Below are 17,662 nucleotides of genomic sequence, written 5' to 3'. Positions count from 1 at the left end.
GTTCCCGGAAACCTGGCGGGGCATACCGCCCACACAGTCGCGTGCGCAGAACTGAGACCAATGCGTGTCACTTACGCTGTGAACGAGGGCGCCCGGCAACCAGCCCTTCTCGCGCCGACAATCAGAACAGGAAGTAGCGCTGGGCCATGGGCAACTCGGTGGCGGGCTGCTCGGTCCAGACCTCGCCGTCGATGCGCACGGTGAAGGTATCCGGATCGACTTCGATCCGTGGCATGGCGCCATTGTTCGGCATATCCGTCTTGGTGACGTGACGAACGTTCTTGACCGGAGCCAGTTTTCGGCGCAGGCCCAAGCGTTCGGCGAGGCCGTCCTCGATGGCCTGTTCGGAGACGAAGTGCAGCGAGGTCGCGGCAGCCGCCAGTGGTGCGGCACCGAACATGGGTCGCGGCAGCACCGGTTGCGGGGTCGGTATGGAGGCATTGGCATCGCCCATGGCGGCCCAGGCGATCGCGCCGCCCTTGAGGACGGCATGCGGGCGAACACCGAAGAACGCTGGATCCCACAGCACGAGGTCGGCGAGCTTGCCGACCTCCACCGAACCGATTTCGTGGTCGAGTCCATGGGCGATGGCCGGGCAGATGGTGTATTTCGCGATATAGCGCCGTACACGGGCGTTATCGGCGGCGCCGTCGCCGTCCAGCGCGCCGCGGCGGCGCTTCATGACGTGCGCGGTCTGCCAGGTACGCATGACGACCTCGCCGATGCGGCCCATCGCCTGGGAGTCGCTGCCGATCATGGAAATAGCGCCCAGATCGTGCAGCAGATCCTCGGCGGCGATGGTTGATGGCCTGATTCGACTCTCCGCGAAGGCGAGATCCTCCGGAATGGACGCGCTGAGGTGGTGGCACACCATGAGCATGTCCAAGTGCTCGTCCAGAGTATTGACCGTATGCGGTCGGGTCGGGTTGGTCGAGCTGGGCAGCACATTGAGATGCGAAGCGACGGTGATGATGTCTGGCGCGTGCCCGCCGCCCGCCCCCTCGGTGTGATACGCGTGGATGCCGCGGCCCGCGATGGCGCCGAGCGTGTCCTCGACGAATCCGGCCTCGTTCAGGGTGTCCGAGTGCAGCGCCACCTGGACGCCCGCCGCATCGGCGACGGTGAGGCACGCATCGATCGCGGCGGGGGTCGAGCCCCAATCCTCATGCAACTTGAAACCCGCTGCGCCACCACGCAATTGTTCCCACATGGATTCGGCGCTGACGGTATTGCCCTTGCCGAGCAACACGATATTCAGCGGCCAGGCGTCGGTAGCCTCCAGCATCCGGGCCAGATGCCAGGATCCGGGCGTCACGGTGGTCGCCTTGCTACCCTCGGCCGGGCCGGTGCCGCCGCCGATCAATGTCGTGATACCGCCGCCGAGCGCCTCGTCCATCAGCTGCGGACAGATGAAATGCACATGACAGTCGATCGCGCCCGCGGTGAGGATGCGGCCATTGCCCGCGATGATCTCGGTATTCGGGCCGACCACCAGATCCGGATGCACTCCGTTCATGGTGTCCGGATTGCCCGCTTTACCAATCGCACTGATGCGCCCGTCGCGAATTCCGACGTCGGCCTTGATGATTCCCCAGTGATCGATGATGACCACGCCGGTGATCACGGTGTCGGGGGTGCCATCGGCGCGCGTCGCGCGGGCCTGGCCCATGGATTCGCGCAGCACCTTGCCGCCACCGAAGACGGCCTCGTCGCCCGCGAGTCCCGGTCCGCCGCAGCGGTCCTCGGTGATCTCGATCAGCAGATCGGTGTCCGCCAGGCGAATTCGGTCCCCGGTGGTCGGACCGAACAGCTCCGCGTAGCGCGCCCGGCTCAGCTCACTCATGACGCACCATCCAAACGTCCGGGGGGATTACGGCTGATGCCGTGGACCTCGCGGCTGCCGCCGAGCGGAACCAGCGAAACCCGTTGGCCGAGACCGGGTTCGAAGCGCACTGCGGTACCGGCGGGGATATCGAGCCGACGTCCGTGCGCGGCTGACCGATCGAAACGCAGTGCGACATTGGCCTGCGGGAAATGCACATGGCTGCCGACCTGCACCGGACGGTCACCGGTATTCACGACGTCGAGCTCGATGCGGTCCACGCCCGCGTTCAACTCGATGGTGCCCTCGGCGCAGAGGTATTCGCCCGGAATCATTGTCGCCCTAGCCGATCGGATGGTGGACGGTGACCAGCTTGGTACCGTCCGGGAAAGTGGCCTCGACCTGGACGTCATGGATCATCTCCGGCACACCCTCCATCACATCGGCGCGTGTGAGAACCGTCCGCCCCGAAGACATCAGCTCCGCGACGGTGCGGCCGTCGCGCGCACCCTCGAGCACATGATCGGTGATCAGCGCGATCGCCTCCGGATGGTTCAGCGCGAGCCCGCGCGCCTGCCTGCGCCGGGCCAGTTCGGCCGCGTAGCTCAGCAGCAGCCGTTCCTGCTCATGCGGCGACAGTCGCATCCGGGCTCCTCAGTGCTCGTGGATCAGGGTGACGGTAATTCTGGCACGCCCGTTCCGGGAGCGCCGATCAATCCCGGGCGGGCAGATTCTGCAGACGCACCTGGCCGTGCGCCACCGTGCGACCCTCGTCATCGGTCAGCACGACCTGCCACAACTGCTGCAGGCGGCCGCGGTGCAGCGGTGTCGCCTCGCCGAAGACCTTGCCCTCGCGGACCGAACGCAGAAAGTCGGTGTTGTTGTTCACCCCCACCACGGTGCCCTTATCGCCCTGAGCGTTGTACCAGACGCCGCCGCCGACGCTGGCCAGCGTTTCGACGATCGTGCAGTACACGCCGCCGTTGATAATGCCTGCCAACTGCAGCAACTGCGGTCCGGCGGTGAGTTGACCGCGCACCCGATCCGGCGTGACCTCGGTGAATTCGAGTCCGATCAGATCGGTGAAGGTGTTCTTGCTGAGCTCGGTCATCAGCTCGGGCGTCACGTCGGCCAGCCCCTGAATCTGGGCAACTTCCTGCTGTGTCATGCATTCACCTTGACACAGGGTGTCCCGACCCTCGCACCTCGGCTACTTCTCGGCGTTCACTAGCCGAGGCAGAGCGGCGGGCTCCACACGCACATGGAGCCCGCCGCGGCAGTGGATCGGGGGTTCACGGCAGCCCTCCGGAACACTCGGCCGATCCCAACGCCGAAATCAGTATAGGTCAGGCTTACCTAAGTGAGCAACTTCTGCCGTGTCGCACTACGCTCGCGGTGATGCATTCGATCAAGGCCATGCGGGCGACCAGACACTTTCTGCCGGAACCCATTCCACGCACGACCATCGCCGAGATCGTGGACACGGCCCGATGGACCGGCTCGGCACGCAACCGGCAACCATGGCGATTCATCGCGGTGAATACCGAGACGCTGCGGATACAGCTGAGCAAACTCGGCCACTACGCGGGCCATCTGGCCGAGGCGCCGCTGGTCCTCGTATTACTTTCGGCGGATAACGGTTTCACCGACACCGAGTTCGATATGGGTCGCGTCTGCCAGTCGCTGTGCTTGACAGCCCATGAGTACGGACTCGGCACCTGCGTGACCACAATTCACCCCGGCGACAATGTCGTCCGAGCGGCGGCACTGCTCGATATCGAACCCGGGTGGCTACCGCGCCATGCCATTGCCATCGGCCGCCGCGATCCACAACGGCACCGCAGTCCATCAGCGATCCCGACCGGACGACTGCCCGGACCAACCCTGCTGACCTGGGCTTGACCGTCGCTATCGAACCAGGCAACCCACAACGCGTCGCACGGGCAGACCGCGCTCTTCCAGCGCCGACAGCAATCCATCACCCCGGCGCGCACCGACCAGCGAATCCGTCCGCGCCAGATCCGGCACGTAAGTGGCCGCACCGACAATGGATTCGCCGACCAGCGACCAGAATCGACGCTCGCCGAGCCCCGCGCAACCGGCCAAGGTCCGCTGAATCAACCGCAGCGACGGTTCACACCGATGCGCGAGCCAGACGTACACGGCCTGCTCGCACGGCAACGTGACCACCCCGGTCTCCCCGGTCAGCCGATCACCGTCGAGCACGCGAATCGTGGTGTCCGCCAACCCTGCCCAATCGATTCCGCCGTCGTTGTCGGTATGGAGCCACAGATTCTCGAGACCCGGATCCCACACCCGCCCCTCGGCCACCAGCAGGGCGACCACCCGGCCGATCACCGCGTGGATCAACGCGGTCGCCACCACCTCGGCGGCGGTATCGGCGCTGATCATCTCCGCGGCGTGCCGCCGATACATCAGTTCGATCCGTCCCTCGCGCAACCCGTCGGCCAGCCGCCACCATCTCCGTTTGCCCTGCTCGGACATGGCGGCCACCGCATATACCCGTGGATGTTCTGGTTGCAACGAGCGCAACCGGGCACTGGCCCTACCGAATGCCACCTGGGACTGGCGAGGCATGTAGGTCGTGACTGGCTCGGACATCGAACCTCCTCGGGTCGGCTCCGTGATGGGTCGGATTGAAAAGATAGGTTAGGCTTACCAGACCTAGAACCCGGACACCACCTATCGAGTCAGGAGTAGTTCGTCGCTGTGACGGCATCAGGCACCATCGCGCTGGGAGCGCGACGAACAAATACGGCGCGCCGTCATCAGCTCGGACTCGTCGCGTTGACCGCACTGCTCCTCGTCGCCACGGCGGCCAGCATCGCCATCGGCACCCGATCGCTGTCCCCCGGCACCGTCTACGACGCCGTGCACAACGCCCTCACCTGCCCGGGCGGGCCGTTCACCTGCCCCGCGGACTCGACCGCAGCGGAGATCGTGCGCGGACTTCGGTTGCCGCGCACCGCGCTTGGACTGGTCACCGGGCTCGCGCTCGGAATCGCGGGTGCGCTGATCCAGGGCTATACCCGCAACCCACTCGCCGACGCGGGCCTGCTCGGCTTGAATGCGGGCGCGGCCTTGCTTGCGGCACTGAGCATTTACCTGTTCGCGCTCACCGCACCCGAGCAATACATCTGGTTCGCCTTCGCGGGGGCGCTGATCGCGGGGCTTGTGGTGTTCGGTGTATCCGCGATCGGCGGCGGCAAGGTGAGTCCACTCAGTCTGGTACTGGCCGGTGCCGCCGTGACCGCACTCCTGCAGGCGATGACGAATGCCATTGTGCTCATGGACAATGCGGCGCTGGACACCTACCGATTCTGGGTGGTCGGCACGGTGAACGGGCGCGATGCCGAGGTGTTCTGGCAGGTGCTGCCGTTCTTGGCGATCGGCGTGGCGCTGGCCGTGGCGGCTGCGCCGGGACTGAATCTGCTGAGCCTCGGTGACGAGGTCGCGCGCGGACTCGGCGTGCATATCGGACGCAGTCGTGCGCTCGGCCTGGCCGCGATCGTATTGCTGTGTGGTGCCGCGACGGCGGCGGTCGGCCCGATCACATTCATCGGATTGATAGTGCCGCACGTCGCACGGGTTTTCACCGGGCCCGACTATCGCTGGCTGATCCCGTACTCCGGACTGCTCGGTGCACTGCTGCTGCTTTTCGCCGATGTGGTTGGACGAATTGTCGCGCGACCGGGCGAATTACAGGTCGGCGTGATGATCTCGGCCCTCGGTGCACCGTTCTTCATCCTGCTCGTTCGTCGCAAGAAGCTGGTGAGCCTGTGAAGCAGATCTCACGGCGATCGTCGCGAACGGATTTGCGGGCCGCCGGGAAACATTCATGACCGAACGAATCATGGACGAAACCTCTCCGGCTGGCACCGCGACCGGCACCAGCCGGTCTCCGGCCGAAACAGCACCTTCAGGACGTATTCGTCCCGCCTTGCGCGTCGGTCCGGTGTCGATTGTGCTGCGCCCAACCATGGCGCTCATAGTTCTTGTGTTGGCCGCGACAGTGCTCACGCTGTTCTGCCTCGATATCACCTTCGGCGACACCCACATTCCGATCGGCCGGGTACTGGATGTGCTCAGCGGCGGCGGCACCCGATCCCAGCGCTTCATCGTGCTGGAGTCCCGATTGCCGCGCGCGCTCACGGCCGCGGTAGTCGGTGCGGCACTCGGCATCGCGGGCGCGATCACCCAATCGATCCTGCACAACCCGCTCGCCGCACCGGATATGCTCGGCATCACCACCGGCTCGAGCCTCGGCGCGGTCGCAGTCCTGGTCGGAACCGGGGGCGCGACAACGGGACTCGCCGCGAGCGTCGGCGCGCCGCTGGCGGCACTGACCGGCGGTCTGCTCACTGCGGTCGTGATCTACCTCCTCGCCTGGGGTCGCAGCGTGACCGGCGACCGCGGGGTCACGCCGATGCGACTGGTGCTGATCGGCATCGGTGTGAACGCATTGCTGTTGTCCGGCATCAGCTTTCTGCTCACCCGCGCCAGCCTGCAGGATGCGGCCCGTGCCCAACTCTGGCTCAATGGCTCACTCAACAGCGCGGATCGGACCGAACTCGTCCCGGCCGCAGTAGCACTGGCCGTGGTCCTCGTGACCGCTGTGACCTCCGCGAGAACCCTTGCCGCACTGCGTCTGGGCACCGATACCACCCGGGTGCTGGGCGTGCGGATCCAGACCCAGCAGACGCTATTGATCGGCGCGGCTGTCGTGGCCGCCTCCGTCGCCACCGCGGCCGTCGGTCCGGTCACTTTTGTGGCGCTCGCCGCACCGCAGATCGCCCGCCGCCTACTGCGAACTCCTGGCGAACCGCTCATCGGCTCGGCGCTCATCGGTGCCATCCTGGTAGTCGGCGCGGATGTGGCCTCGCGCACGCTGTTTCCGGTCGATCTGCCGGTCGGTGTCGTGACCGCCGCCTTCGGCGGACCCTTCCTGCTTTACCTGCTCGTGCGTATGAATCGGAAGGCGACCCTGTCATGACCAGCGATACGCGGCTCTCCGCACAGGAAGTCACCCTCGGCTACGGCGACCGCGTCATCGTCGACGGACTCGATATCGATATCGCACCCGGCGTCGTCACCACCGTCATCGGCCCGAACGGCTGCGGCAAATCGACCATGCTGCGCTCCCTCGGCCGCCTGCTGCGTCCCCGTCAGGGCCGAATCCTCTTGGACGGCAAGGCGATTTCGACGATGAAGACCAAGGATGTGGCACGCATCATCGGTATGCTCCCGCAATCGCCGGTCGCGCCCGAGGGGCTCACCGTGGCGGATCTTGTTACGCGTGGGCGTCATCCGCATCAGTCCTGGATCCGGCAGTGGTCGGCCACCGACGAGGCCGAGTTCATGTCCGCACTGGCGGCGACGGGCATCGCGGAGCTGGCCGATCGCTCACTCGACGAATTGTCCGGCGGTCAGCGCCAGCGCGCCTGGATCTCGATGGCACTGGCCCAGGGCACCGATATCCTGCTGCTCGATGAGCCGACCACCTACCTCGACCTCGCGCATTCGGTCGAGGTCCTGGACCTGATCGACCGACTGCACGACGACCTCGGGCGCACCGTGGTGATGGTGCTGCACGATCTCAACCTGGCCATTCGCTACAGCGACCAGCTCATCGTCATGCGCGACGGGCGCATCGTCTCCCAGGGCGCGCCCGCCGATATCATCAATGTCACACTGCTGCGTGAGGTCTTCGACCTCGACGCCTCGGTGCTCGAGGATCCGGTCTCCGGCCGTCCGATGATCGTCCCCATCGGTACCCGGCACGTTTTGCCGGGGTATGACAAATGACACACAGCTATCAGGCAGTTACGACGGCGTGTAGTACGCAATTGTGTCGTTGAGTCCGTAAGCTTGAAGAATGGCAGGACTTGGTGAACTCGAGAGGGCAGTCATGGACCAACTGTGGTCCAATGACGAGCCGCAAACCGTACGGCAGGTACACGAGGCTTTGGCCGCCCGCCGTGAGCTCGCGTACACCACGGTGATGACGGTGCTGCAACGGCTGGCGAAGAAGAATCTGGTGGTCCAGCGCCGCGACGACCGCGCCCATCGCTACGCGCCGGTGCATACCCGCGACGAACTTGTGGCCAGCTTGATGGTCGATGCATTGCAGCAGGCCGATGCGGCGGGCAGCCGCGCGGCGGCGCTGGTGCACTTCGTCGAACAGGTCGGCAGGGACGATACGGATGCGTTGCGAGAAGCACTCGCTAAGCTCGAGGCATCCGAAGATACTGCGCCGCCGAAGCAGTAGTCTTGGGATTCTGGCCTCACAATGAGGTGAGTGCCCTGGCCCCACAACGCAGTGAGCTGAGTCGATGAACGCAACCGCGCCGGTCTTCGCCGGTCTCGCTTTGCTTCTCGCGGGGCCTGCCCCAGCGCTGCTGAGCCGCGCGACCTGGCCGTATCGGACACCGCGCGCCGCGCTCGTGTTATGGCAGGCCATCGCGCTCGCAGCCGTGCTCAGCGCATTCGGCTCGGGCCTGGCCATCGCCGCACAATTACTCGTTCCCGGACCGAACGGTCGCCCGACTACCTCCCCGGCCCGGGAAATCGACGTGCTCGGACTGCCGCTGTGGCTGGCCTATGTCTTCGTCTTCGCGCTGACCCTGCTGGTCGGCGCGCGGCTGATGTACGCGATCGTGCGTGTCGGTGTGCACACCCGCAGGCGTCGGGCACGCCACCGCATGCTCGTCGATCTGCTCGACCAGAGCGGACCGCAGCGCCGCGCCGCCGATATCCGGGTCCTCGCCTCGACCGAACCGATCGCCTACTGCCTACCCGGCCTGCGCCAGCGGGTCGTACTGAGCGAAGGCACGCTGACCAGCCTGAAGGACGCCGAGGTCACCGCCATCGTCAGCCATGAGCGCTCGCATCTGCGCGCCCGGCACGACCTGGTACTCGAGGCGTTCACCGCAGTGCACGAGGCCTTCCCCCTGGTGGTGCGCAGCAAGGCCGCGCTCGGCTCGGTCAAACTGCTGATCGAACTGCTCGCCGATGACTCGGCGGTAAAGGTGACCGGCCCGAAGCCGCTGGCCCGCGCGCTGGTCGCATGCGCCAAGTCCACCGCTCCGCAGGGTGCGCTCGCCGCAGGCGGACCGACCACCCTGATCCGCATCCAGCGCCTGGGTGGACGGATCGGCGATCTGCGGATCGCCTCGGCGGCGTATCTGGGGTCGGCGGCCATCCTGGTGGTCCCGACCATGGCCGTCGCGGTACCCTGGCTGGTCGAACTGGATCGACTGCTGCGTAACTGATTCCTCCGGTTCTCCCCGACACACCCGGTCCTACCGCAACCCGATGACCGGGCCCAACCATCTCGGCGGCACCACGCGTGCCCGGATCTACCCGCGCCGAGACACGAAAGGCACACAACCCCGTTGACCTCCTCCACCCCTGCCACCACCTTCGCGGATCTGGGCCTACCCGCAGTGCTCGTCCAGGCGCTGCGCCGCGACGGCATCGAGATGCCGTTCCCGATCCAGGCCGCGACCGCGACCGATGCGCTGGCGGGTAAGGATGTGCTCGGGCGCGGCCCGACCGGCTCCGGCAAGACGCTTGCCTTCGGGCTGCCGATGCTCACGCTGCTCGCGGGTGCCCAGTCCAAGCCGGGCCGTCCGCGCGGTCTGGTGCTTGTACCGACCCGGGAACTGGCGGCCCAGATCGAAAAGGCGCTGGATAGTGCGGCACTGTCGCTTGGGCTGCGGATAGCCTCGGTGGTCGGCGGCGCGCCGATCAAGCGGCAGGCCGACCGGCTCGCACGCGGCGTGGACCTGCTCATCGCTACGCCTGGACGGCTGGAAGATCTGATCAACCAGCGCTCCGCCGACCTGTCCGATGTGCGGATCATCGCACTGGACGAGGCCGACCACATGGCCGATATGGGCTTCCTGCCACAGGTCACCAAGCTGCTCGACCGGACACCGAAAGATGGTCAGCGCCTGCTGTTTTCGGCCACCCTCGACGGTGAGGTCGACAAGCTGGTCAAGCGCTACCTGCGCTCCCCGGTCACCCATTCCACCGCGCCGCCGTCGGCCTCGGTCGCGACGATGTCGCATCACCTGCTGTACCTGCGCAAGGCCGACAAGCGCGAGATCACCGCGCAGATCGCCGCCCGCGACGGGCTGACGATCATGTTCGTGCGCACCAAACACGGTGCGGACCGACTAGCCAAGCAGTTGCGCGCGGCGGGCATCGCCGCGGGCGCGCTGCACGGCGGTAAGGCACAGAACAACCGCGTGCGGACCCTGGCCGCATTCGCCGACGGTACGACACCGGTACTGGTAACCACCGACGTGGCCGCGCGCGGCATCCACGTGGACGGGATATCCCTTGTCGTGCACGTGGATCCGCCCGCGGAATCCAAGGCGTACCTGCATCGCGCGGGCCGCACCGCCCGCGCCGGTGAGGACGGCGTCGTCGTTACGCTGGTCACCGAGGAGGAGCGCGCCGAGGTCGAGAAGATGACCCGCAAGGCGGGCGTCGATGTCGACGGCGTGCAGATCCGTCCGGGTGATCGGCGGTTGATCCAGATCACCGGTGCGAAGCAGCCATCCGGTGTGCCGATCGTGGCGGCGAACTCGGCAGTCACGGTGGGCGACGAAGGTGAGTTGCAGGTCGGTAGGTCGAGCCGCCGGTCGGGTGGTGCAGGCGCGGGTGGTCGTGGTCGTGGCGCACGCTCGGGCGGTGCGGGCTCAGCTGGTGCCGGGCGGCGTAGTGCCGGTTCGAGCGCTCGCGCCGGGGATGCGAAGAAATCTTCGGGTGGTTCGTCCGGATCGACCGCGACGTCGAGTCGGCGCGGAGCCGGAACGCCGGGACGTGGGTCGACGGCCGCGCCTGCCGCGGGTCGAACCGCAGGCGTAGCAACGGCGGCCCCGGGCCGCGGCGCGAAGACGGCTCCAGCGCGGACCGCGAGCGCGGCATCAGCCGCGCCGGGTCGTGCTGCCGGGTCGGTAAAGACAGCCCACGGAACGGGCTCATCCGCGCGTGGCGCATCGGCCAGCCATGGCACAGGAGCCACCTCCGGTCGCGGTGCCGCGTCCGGCCGCACCGCTGCGACCAGCGGCGACACGCCCGGCCGTACGCGTCGACGCGCCGGACGCGCGCAGGGGGTGCCGGGCGGCCGCAATCGGGGGGCAAACTAGCCTGGTGGCGAATCATCAGGTGGGTGCGGTCGTCTGTGCACTGATCTCGGCATTGCTCTTCGCAGTGGCCGCGGTCACGCAGCAGCATGCGGCGTCCGCGGTTCCGGAGGACGAGTCGCTCATTCGTTCGCTGATCCGCAATCCGCGCTGGTGGGCCGGAATCGTCGGTGACGCGGGCGGCTTCGCGATGCAGGTCGCCGCCCTGGCTCTGGGTGCGGTGCTGCTCGTCCAGCCAATTCTGGTGAGCATGTTGGTCTTCGCGCTCCCGCTCTCCGCCCGGATCAACCACCGCCGCGTCACGCCGCGCACGTGGGCGACCGCCATCGCCCTCGCGGCGGCGCTTGCCTGCTTCTTGATTGTCGGCGATCCGTCCGAGGGCAATACCAATGCGCCCCTGCGTGATTGGATCCCGCCGCTGGTCGGCCTGGTCGGTCTGCTGGCGGTAGCCGTCGTCGCCGCCCTCGGTACCTCCGACCCGACCCGCCGCGCACTCCTGTTCGGCGTCGTTGGCGGGGCCCTGTTCGGTCTGGCCGCCGCGCTCACCGAGTATGTAACCGAACTCTTCGATGGCGGCCTGACTCACGTAACGGGCAGCTGGCAGACCTGGGCCCTGTTGGCCTCCGGCCTGATCGGCCTCTATCTGCAGCAACGCGCCTTCCAATCCGGCCCCCTGGTCGCATCGTTGCCCGCCGTAACCATCGCCGAACCCCTGGCCGCCGCCTTCATCGGCATCACCGTCCTCGACGAACGCCTCCGCACCAATCACATCGGACTCGCCGTAATCACCGTCGCCGTAATCATCATGTGCGCGACCACAATCCAACTGTCCCGCATCCAAGCCGAGGCATGACACACGGCTCGGGATCACGTGGAAACCATGGCGGCATCGGCCGAGAAGCGCCGCCGCCATTCCACCTGATCTTGATTCCGGTGCCGCGCCTCACATCTCGAGCTGGGCCGGGACCGAATGCTGGGTGATTGCACGGGAGTACGGCGCACCGGTTAGAATCGGTTAAGTGCAGTTTCTCCCTGGTCATCAGCCGCCGTACGACCTGACCTACGACGACCTCTTCCTCGTCCCGAATCCGACGGATGTCGCGTCACGGTTCGATGTGGATCTGTCGACCGTTGACGGGTCCGGCACCACCATTCCCATTGTCGTCGCGAATATGACCGCGGTCGCCGGACGTCGGATGGCCGAGACGGTCGCTCGTCGCGGCGGCATTGTCGTCCTACCGCAGGATCTCCCGATCGCCGCGGCATCGGAAACCATCGCGTTCGTCAAGAGCCGCTCGCTCACCGCCGATACCCCGGTCACGCTGGATCCGGAGCGTTCGGTCTCCGAGGCCGTCGCCCTGATGCACAAGCGCGCCCACGGCGCGGTGGTTGTCGTCGACGGCGGTAAGCCGGTCGGCGTGGTCACCGAGGCGTCCTGCACCGATGTCGACCGGTTCGCCCGACTGCGCGATGTCGCGGTCACCGATTTCGTGCAGGCACCGGCCAGCACCTCGCCGCGCGATCTGTTCGATCTGCTCGAGGCCGAGCACGCGCAGCTCGCCGTGCTCATCGCCGAAGACGGCAGCCTCGCGGGCGTGATGACTCGTACCGGCGCCGTCCGCGCCGGGATCTACCAGCCGAATGTCGATGCCGATAACCATTTGCGGGTGGCCACCGCGGTCGGCATCAACGGCGATGTGGCGGCCAAGGCCAAGGCGCTCGTCGACGCGGGCGCGGACCTGCTCGTCATCGATACCGCCCACGGCCACCAGGCCAAGATGCTCGAAACCCTCAGCACCATCCGCGATCTCGGCCTCGGTGTGCCATTGGTCGCCGGCAATGTGGTCTCCGCACAGGGCACCCGCGATCTGGCCGCCGCGGGCGCGGACATCATCAAGGTCGGTGTCGGCCCCGGTGCCATGTGCACCACCCGCATGATGACCGGCGTCGGCCGTCCGCAGTTCTCCGCGGTGGCCGAATGCGCCACCGCCGCAAAGGAACTCGGCGTGCACATTTGGGCCGACGGCGGCGTCCGGCACCCGCGCGACGTCGCTCTCGCACTTGCCGCGGGCGCGTCCAATGTGATGATCGGCTCCTGGTTCGCCGGTACCTACGAATCCCCCGGCGACCTGCGCGTGGACCGCGACGGCAATGCCTACAAGGAGAGTTTCGGCATGGCCTCCAAGCGCGCCGTCGCCGCACGCACCGCCACCGACAGCGGCTTCGACCGCGCCCGCAAGGCACTGTTCGAGGAGGGCATCTCCAGCTCGCGCATGCGCCTGGATCCGGAACGCCCCGGCGTCGAGGATCTCATCGACCACATCTGCTCCGGCGTCCGCAGTGCATGCACCTATGCGGGTGCCCGCAGCCTCTCGGAGTTCCACGACAAGGCGGTCCTCGGCGTCCAGTCAGCAGCGGGTTTTGCGGAAGGGCGCCCACTGCCGAGCGGCTGGTAGTCCCTGGCGAACGGGCAGCCCAGCCGAACAGCCGGTAGCCCCTCGCGCAAGGGCAGCTCGCCCCAACAACCGATAACCCCCTCACGAACAGGCAGCTCACCCAACAGTCAATATTCCCTGCTCAGCGATGGCTGACGACGGCGGCTTCCCGCCACAACCAACTACGACGGAGTGAGTCTTACCAGCAACCGCTCGCGGCCCGTCTCGCGTCCGAGCCGTCGAAGCGCATGCGACGAACTCGCGAGACTCGCCCTTTCGGCACGCGTGCACCAGGTGCCGAACGCCCCGTCGCGGGCGACCACCACGGAGCGAGTCTTACGAGCGACCGTTTGCGGCCCGTCTCGCGTCCGAGCCGTCGAAGCGCATGCGACGAAGTCGCGAGACTCGCCCTTCCAGCACGCGTGCATCAGGTGCCGAACGTCCCGTCATCACCAACCACCACGGAGCGAGTCTTACGAGCGACCCGTTCGCGGCCCGTCTCGCGTCCGAGCCGTCGAAGCGCATGCGACGAAGTCGCGAGTCTCGACGGCTCGGACGCGAGACACCAGGGGGCCGCGAACCCGCAGCGCCGAAGGCGCTGCCATTAGACAGAGCCGGTAGCATAGGGGTTGCCGGTTTCCGGCTTCACGAACCCATTTGCCGAGAGGAACAAGTTGTCACCCGCGTCCGAGGGCGCCGCACAGGAGGGCTCCTCTACCGAGCCGGGTGACAAACCCGGCGCTCTCCGTCCCACAGCCGCCCGATCCGATTCAGCTCATCGTATGTTTCGCAGGTGGTGCTGACGATGTCCGTCGTGCTCACCGTGCTCAGCCTGATCGGGTTCATCGCCCTCACCGCCGGCACCGCATTGTTCGTTGCCGCCGAATTCTCACTCACCGCATTGGAACGCAGCACCGTCGAGTCGCATGCGCGCACGGTCGGGGATGCCCGCTCGCGCATGGTCCGGCAGGCGCACACCACGTTGTCGTTCCAGCTCTCCGGGGCCCAGCTCGGTATCACCATCACCACGCTGATCACGGGTTATATCGCCGAACCCGTGCTGGCCCGACTGTTATCGCCGCTGTTCACCGCGCTCGGTCTGAGCGAAGGTGCGTCGCAGGGCATCTCGCTCACCTTGGCGCTGCTGCTCGCCACCTCGCTGTCGATGATCTACGGCGAGCTGGTCCCGAAGAACATCGCGATATCGAAGCCGCTGCGCACCGCGCGGGTGACCGCCGGCCCGATGATCGCCTTCTCGGTGGTGTTCAAGTGGATGATTCACTTCCTCAACGGCACCGCCAACTGGGTGGTCCGCCGGCTGGGTGTGGAACCGGCCGAGGAGTTGCGTTCGGCGCGCTCCCCGCAGGAACTCGGCTCGCTGGTGCGTACTTCCGCGCTGCGCGGCGCGCTGGATCACCGCACCGCGCAGCTGGTCGACCGCTCACTGCAATTCGGTGAGCGCAGCGCCGAGGAGCTGATGACACCGCGGGTCAAGATCGAATCCCTGGACAAGTCCGACACCATCGCCGATCTGATCGCGGCCGCCAGCCGCACCGGTTACTCGCGCTTCCCGATAATCGACGGCGATCTGGACAACACCCTCGGCGTGGTGCACGTCAAACAGGCGTTCACCCATCCGGCGAATGTCCGCAACACCATCCCGCTGCATCTGCTCGCCCGGCCGGTGCCGATCGTGCCCGCCAGCCTCGACGGCGACGAGGTGCTCGAACGGGTACGCGCCGACGGCATGCAGGTCGCGCTGGTGGTGGACGAATACGGCGGCACCGCGGGCATCGTGACCATGGAGGATCTCATCGAGGAAATCCTCGGCGATGTCCGCGATGAGCACGATGAGGAAGAACGCGATGTCCGCCGGGTCGCCGACGGCTGGGACTGCTCGGGGCTGCTACGCATCGACGAGGTCTCCCGCGCCACCGGCTACGACGCGCCCGAGGGCGAATACGAAACCCTCGGCGGTCTGGTGCTCACCCGACTCGGCCGCATTCCGGTCATGGGCGATGAGGTGGTGCTGCCGAATCCACGGTCCACGCACCGCTATTCGAACGACGATGACGGCGGCTGGATCGCAAAGGTCGAACGGATGGACGGGCGGCGCATCGATCGGATCCGGCTGGTCCCGGTCGCGGCCGCCGCACTGAAGGAGAACAGCCATGGCTGATCTCCTCGGCGTCCTGTTCACGGTGGTACTGCTGGCCTGCAATGCTTTCTTCGTCGCCGCCGAATTCGCGCTCATCTCGGCCCGTCGGGACCGGCTCGAGGCGCTCGCCGCTCAGGGAAAGCGCAAGGCGCACACGGTGATCCGGGCCGGCGAGAACCTGTCCATGATGCTGGCCGCCGCGCAACTCGGCATCACCATCTGCTCGATCCTGCTCGGCCGGGTCGGCGAACCCGCGGTGGCGCATCTATTGCAGGGGCCGTTCGAGCTGGTCGGCCTGCCCGAACAGCTGCTGCATCCGGTGGCCTTCGCCATCGCGCTGGCGATCGTGGTGATCCTGCACATTCTGTTCGGCGAGATGATTCCGAAGAATATCGCGCTGGCCGGACCGGAACGCAGTGCGCTGCTGCTGGTTCCGGTGCATCTGATGTGGTTGCGGTTGGCGCGTCCGCTCATCGCCCTCTACAACCTGGCCGCGAATCTGTCGCTGCGCATGTTGCGGATCGAGCCGAAGGACGAGCTGCAGGCGACGGTCTCCAGTGTGGAGCTCGCCGAGATGATCGGTGAATCGCGTTCGGAGGGACTGCTCGACGAAGAGGAGCACCGCCGCCTCACCCAGGCGCTCGGTACCTCCGATCGGGTGGTCGGCGATGTAATGGTGCAGTTGGCGACGGCCCGCTCGGTTCCGCTGCGCGGCAATGGCACCACGCTCGGTGATATCGAAACCGCGGTCGCCGAAACCGGTTTCTCCCGGTATCCGGTGCGCGCGAGCGACGGTTCGCTGGTCGGGTATCTGCATGTGAAGGATGTGCTCGACAAGGTCGCCGACGAAAGCGCGGGACCGAATACGCCCATCCCGCGCACCGATATTCGCCCACTGCCGACGGTGAGCGCCGGTACTCCCCTGTACGAGGCGCTGGCCCGCTTGCGGCGCACGAACTCACATCTCGGCCGTGTCGTGGATACCCGCGGCAATACGGTGGGCATTGTGGCGCTGGAGGATCTGGTGGAAGAGTTCGTCGGCACCGTGCGCGACGGGACGCACCGGGTGATCGAATGATCGTGCTGGCCGAGTCCGAGTGGCGGGCCAGTGCCGCCGCGCACCGGGCTCGGCTGGACGAGCTCGTCGGACCGTATCTGGAACGGCGCGCGGCGGGCTCGTCACATCCGGTGATCGATTTTCTGTTCACGTATTACGGACATAAGCCTGCCCAATTGCGGCGCTGGCACCCGGGATTCGGTATCGCTTTGACAGGCGCGCGGGAGTACGACGGGGCTCGTGGGTATCACCAGCACGGCGCGGCTGTCTACACTGCCGACCCCGCATTCATCCAGCGGCGTCGCGGCACCATCGAATTCATCGCAAAACTGCTGCACGCCACCGCATCCCGGCCAGCACAGCTGTCCTGCTTCGGCCTGCACGAGTGGGCAATGGTGTACAAAACCGACGAGGTCCGCCACCAACAGGTGCCGCTGCGACTGGGCGGCACCGGCACCGACGCGGTCGTCGAATCTATGTCTTTGCGCTGCACACACTTCGACGCATTCCGTTTCTTCACCCCGGACGCCGTCGGCCGCAACGCGGAGCCATTGACGCGCGCCGACCAGGTCGCCCGCGAACAGCCCGGCTGCCTGCACGCCAATATGGACCTCTACAAATGGGGTTTCAAACTGACCCCGCTCCTCTCCTCCGACCTATTGCTCGACTACTTCGAATTCGCCTGCGCCGCACGCGAACTCGACATGTGCGCCAGCCCGTACGACCTCACCGACTACGGCTACGATCCGGTCCGCATCGAAACACCGGCGGGGCGTGCCGAATACGTCCGGGCGCAATCGGAATTGGCCGAGCGGTCGTCGGGACTCAGACAGTCCCTGCTCGACGTCTGCACATCGCTACTGAGATACGACACCGAGCCACTCACCGCCAGCTAGCGTGGCGCCGAACCAGGCTGATTACCTGGCATTTCCGCCAAAACCCACCTTTAAGTTACCGCCTGTTAATACCATTCAGTCAGTTAATGCTCCGTCTGAGTCGGCGCGGCCTGTGCCC

16 protein-coding genes and 1 pseudogene are annotated in these 17,662 nt (G+C 66.6%); 12 read left to right on the top strand and 5 right to left on the bottom strand.

The genetic code is table 11. The features are described from left to right. Positions 1 to 121: 121 nt before the first annotated feature. The 4 genes from ACIBI6_RS06325 to ACIBI6_RS06310 form a co-directional block, all read right to left on the bottom strand. Complete coding sequence (locus ACIBI6_RS06325) at positions 122 to 1,843, bottom strand: urease subunit alpha (RefSeq protein WP_396955499.1); 1,722 nt, start codon at positions 1,841 to 1,843, stop codon at positions 122 to 124. Next, positions 1,840 to 2,157, bottom strand: a complete 318-nt coding sequence (locus tag ACIBI6_RS06320; protein WP_396955498.1) for an urease subunit beta — start codon at positions 2,155 to 2,157, stop codon at positions 1,840 to 1,842. The genes ACIBI6_RS06325 and ACIBI6_RS06320 overlap by 4 nt, the downstream gene beginning before the upstream one ends. 7 nt (positions 2,158 to 2,164) lie before the next feature. Next, entirely contained in the window at positions 2,165 to 2,467 is a 303-nt protein-coding gene (locus ACIBI6_RS06315; protein ID WP_364347853.1) for an urease subunit gamma, read from the bottom strand. 67 nt (positions 2,468 to 2,534) lie between these two features. After that, positions 2,535 to 2,933 (bottom strand): PaaI family thioesterase, encoded by a 399-nt coding sequence (locus tag ACIBI6_RS06310; protein ID WP_396955606.1) that lies wholly within the window; start codon positions 2,931 to 2,933, stop codon positions 2,535 to 2,537. Positions 2,934 to 3,220: 287 nt separating this feature from the next. Here ACIBI6_RS06310 and ACIBI6_RS06305 point away from each other — a divergent pair, with 287 nt between their 5' ends. Further along, positions 3,221 to 3,724 (top strand): nitroreductase family protein, encoded by a 504-nt coding sequence (locus tag ACIBI6_RS06305; RefSeq protein WP_396955497.1) that lies wholly within the window; start codon positions 3,221 to 3,223, stop codon positions 3,722 to 3,724. A 6-nt stretch (positions 3,725 to 3,730) separates the two neighbouring features. Here ACIBI6_RS06305 and ACIBI6_RS06300 read toward each other — a convergent pair whose 3' ends face one another. Then, a complete protein-coding gene (locus tag ACIBI6_RS06300) occupies positions 3,731 to 4,444 on the bottom strand; it encodes a hypothetical protein (protein WP_396955496.1) in 714 nt (237 codons plus the stop codon). 108 nt (positions 4,445 to 4,552) lie between these two features. Here ACIBI6_RS06300 and ACIBI6_RS06295 point away from each other — a divergent pair, with 108 nt between their 5' ends. From ACIBI6_RS06295 to ACIBI6_RS06245, 11 genes and pseudogenes are all read left to right on the top strand, one after another. Further along, positions 4,553 to 5,626: a FecCD family ABC transporter permease gene (locus tag ACIBI6_RS06295; RefSeq protein ID WP_396955495.1), complete on the top strand. Its 1,074-nt coding sequence runs from the start codon at positions 4,553 to 4,555 to the stop codon at positions 5,624 to 5,626. Positions 5,627 to 5,681: 55 nt separating this feature from the next. After that, positions 5,682 to 6,836, top strand: a complete 1,155-nt coding sequence (locus ACIBI6_RS06290; RefSeq protein WP_396955494.1) for a FecCD family ABC transporter permease — start codon at positions 5,682 to 5,684, stop codon at positions 6,834 to 6,836. Then, positions 6,833 to 7,648: an ABC transporter ATP-binding protein gene (locus ACIBI6_RS06285; RefSeq protein WP_396955493.1), complete on the top strand. Its 816-nt coding sequence runs from the start codon at positions 6,833 to 6,835 to the stop codon at positions 7,646 to 7,648. The genes ACIBI6_RS06290 and ACIBI6_RS06285 overlap by 4 nt, the downstream gene beginning before the upstream one ends. Positions 7,649 to 7,718: 70 nt before the next feature. Then, entirely contained in the window at positions 7,719 to 8,111 is a 393-nt protein-coding gene (locus tag ACIBI6_RS06280) for a BlaI/MecI/CopY family transcriptional regulator (protein WP_364347868.1), read from the top strand. Between the two features lie 64 nt (positions 8,112 to 8,175). Next, entirely contained in the window at positions 8,176 to 9,114 is a 939-nt protein-coding gene (locus tag ACIBI6_RS06275) for a M56 family metallopeptidase (RefSeq protein ID WP_396955492.1), read from the top strand. 123 nt (positions 9,115 to 9,237) lie between these two features. After that, positions 9,238 to 10,620, top strand: a pseudogene (locus tag ACIBI6_RS06270) (DEAD/DEAH box helicase); the annotation flags it as partial. A gap of 385 nt (positions 10,621 to 11,005) precedes the next feature. Then, on the top strand, positions 11,006 to 11,851 hold the full coding sequence (locus tag ACIBI6_RS06265; protein ID WP_364347875.1) for a DMT family transporter: 846 nt from the start codon (positions 11,006 to 11,008) through the stop codon (positions 11,849 to 11,851). 166 nt (positions 11,852 to 12,017) lie between these two features. Continuing rightward, positions 12,018 to 13,454, top strand: a complete 1,437-nt coding sequence (locus tag ACIBI6_RS06260; protein WP_396955491.1) for a GuaB1 family IMP dehydrogenase-related protein — start codon at positions 12,018 to 12,020, stop codon at positions 13,452 to 13,454. A 784-nt stretch (positions 13,455 to 14,238) separates the two neighbouring features. Continuing rightward, positions 14,239 to 15,612, top strand: coding sequence for a hemolysin family protein (locus ACIBI6_RS06255; protein ID WP_364343837.1), 1,374 nt, complete (start codon positions 14,239 to 14,241; stop codon positions 15,610 to 15,612). Next, entirely contained in the window at positions 15,605 to 16,669 is a 1,065-nt protein-coding gene (locus ACIBI6_RS06250; protein WP_396955490.1) for a hemolysin family protein, read from the top strand. Before ACIBI6_RS06255 ends, ACIBI6_RS06250 begins: the two co-directional genes overlap by 8 nt. After that, positions 16,666 to 17,544: a 3-methyladenine DNA glycosylase gene (locus tag ACIBI6_RS06245; protein ID WP_396955489.1), complete on the top strand. Its 879-nt coding sequence runs from the start codon at positions 16,666 to 16,668 to the stop codon at positions 17,542 to 17,544. The genes ACIBI6_RS06250 and ACIBI6_RS06245 overlap by 4 nt, the downstream gene beginning before the upstream one ends. Positions 17,545 to 17,662: the final 118 nt, after the last annotated feature.

Source organism: Nocardia sp. NPDC050412 (genome assembly GCF_044458825.1).
GTDB lineage: Bacteria > Actinomycetota > Actinomycetes > Mycobacteriales > Mycobacteriaceae > Nocardia.
This window is presented reverse-complemented; position numbering and strand designations above follow the sequence as displayed.

What these genes read in the sequence shown, in the direction of transcription:
- ACIBI6_RS06325 (WP_396955499.1), bottom strand. Translation starts at nt 1,843, where the DNA reads ATGAGTGAGCTGAGCCGGGCGCGCTACGCGGAGCTGTTCGGTCCGACC.
- ACIBI6_RS06320 (WP_396955498.1), bottom strand. Translation starts at nt 2,157, where the DNA reads ATGATTCCGGGCGAATACCTCTGCGCCGAGGGCACCATCGAGTTGAAC.
- ACIBI6_RS06280 (WP_364347868.1), top strand. Translation starts at nt 7,719, where the DNA reads ATGGCAGGACTTGGTGAACTCGAGAGGGCAGTCATGGACCAACTGTGG.
- ACIBI6_RS06285 (WP_396955493.1), top strand. Translation starts at nt 6,833, where the DNA reads ATGACCAGCGATACGCGGCTCTCCGCACAGGAAGTCACCCTCGGCTAC.
- ACIBI6_RS06310 (WP_396955606.1), bottom strand. Translation starts at nt 2,933, where the DNA reads ATGACCGAGCTCAGCAAGAACACCTTCACCGATCTGATCGGACTCGAA.
- ACIBI6_RS06305 (WP_396955497.1), top strand. Translation starts at nt 3,221, where the DNA reads ATGCATTCGATCAAGGCCATGCGGGCGACCAGACACTTTCTGCCGGAA.
- ACIBI6_RS06245 (WP_396955489.1), top strand. Translation starts at nt 16,666, where the DNA reads ATGATCGTGCTGGCCGAGTCCGAGTGGCGGGCCAGTGCCGCCGCGCAC.
- ACIBI6_RS06255 (WP_364343837.1), top strand. Translation starts at nt 14,239, where the DNA reads ATGTCCGTCGTGCTCACCGTGCTCAGCCTGATCGGGTTCATCGCCCTC.
- ACIBI6_RS06290 (WP_396955494.1), top strand. Translation starts at nt 5,682, where the DNA reads ATGACCGAACGAATCATGGACGAAACCTCTCCGGCTGGCACCGCGACC.
- ACIBI6_RS06250 (WP_396955490.1), top strand. Translation starts at nt 15,605, where the DNA reads ATGGCTGATCTCCTCGGCGTCCTGTTCACGGTGGTACTGCTGGCCTGC.
- ACIBI6_RS06300 (WP_396955496.1), bottom strand. Translation starts at nt 4,444, where the DNA reads ATGTCCGAGCCAGTCACGACCTACATGCCTCGCCAGTCCCAGGTGGCA.
- ACIBI6_RS06315 (WP_364347853.1), bottom strand. Translation starts at nt 2,467, where the DNA reads ATGCGACTGTCGCCGCATGAGCAGGAACGGCTGCTGCTGAGCTACGCG.
- ACIBI6_RS06275 (WP_396955492.1), top strand. Translation starts at nt 8,176, where the DNA reads ATGAACGCAACCGCGCCGGTCTTCGCCGGTCTCGCTTTGCTTCTCGCG.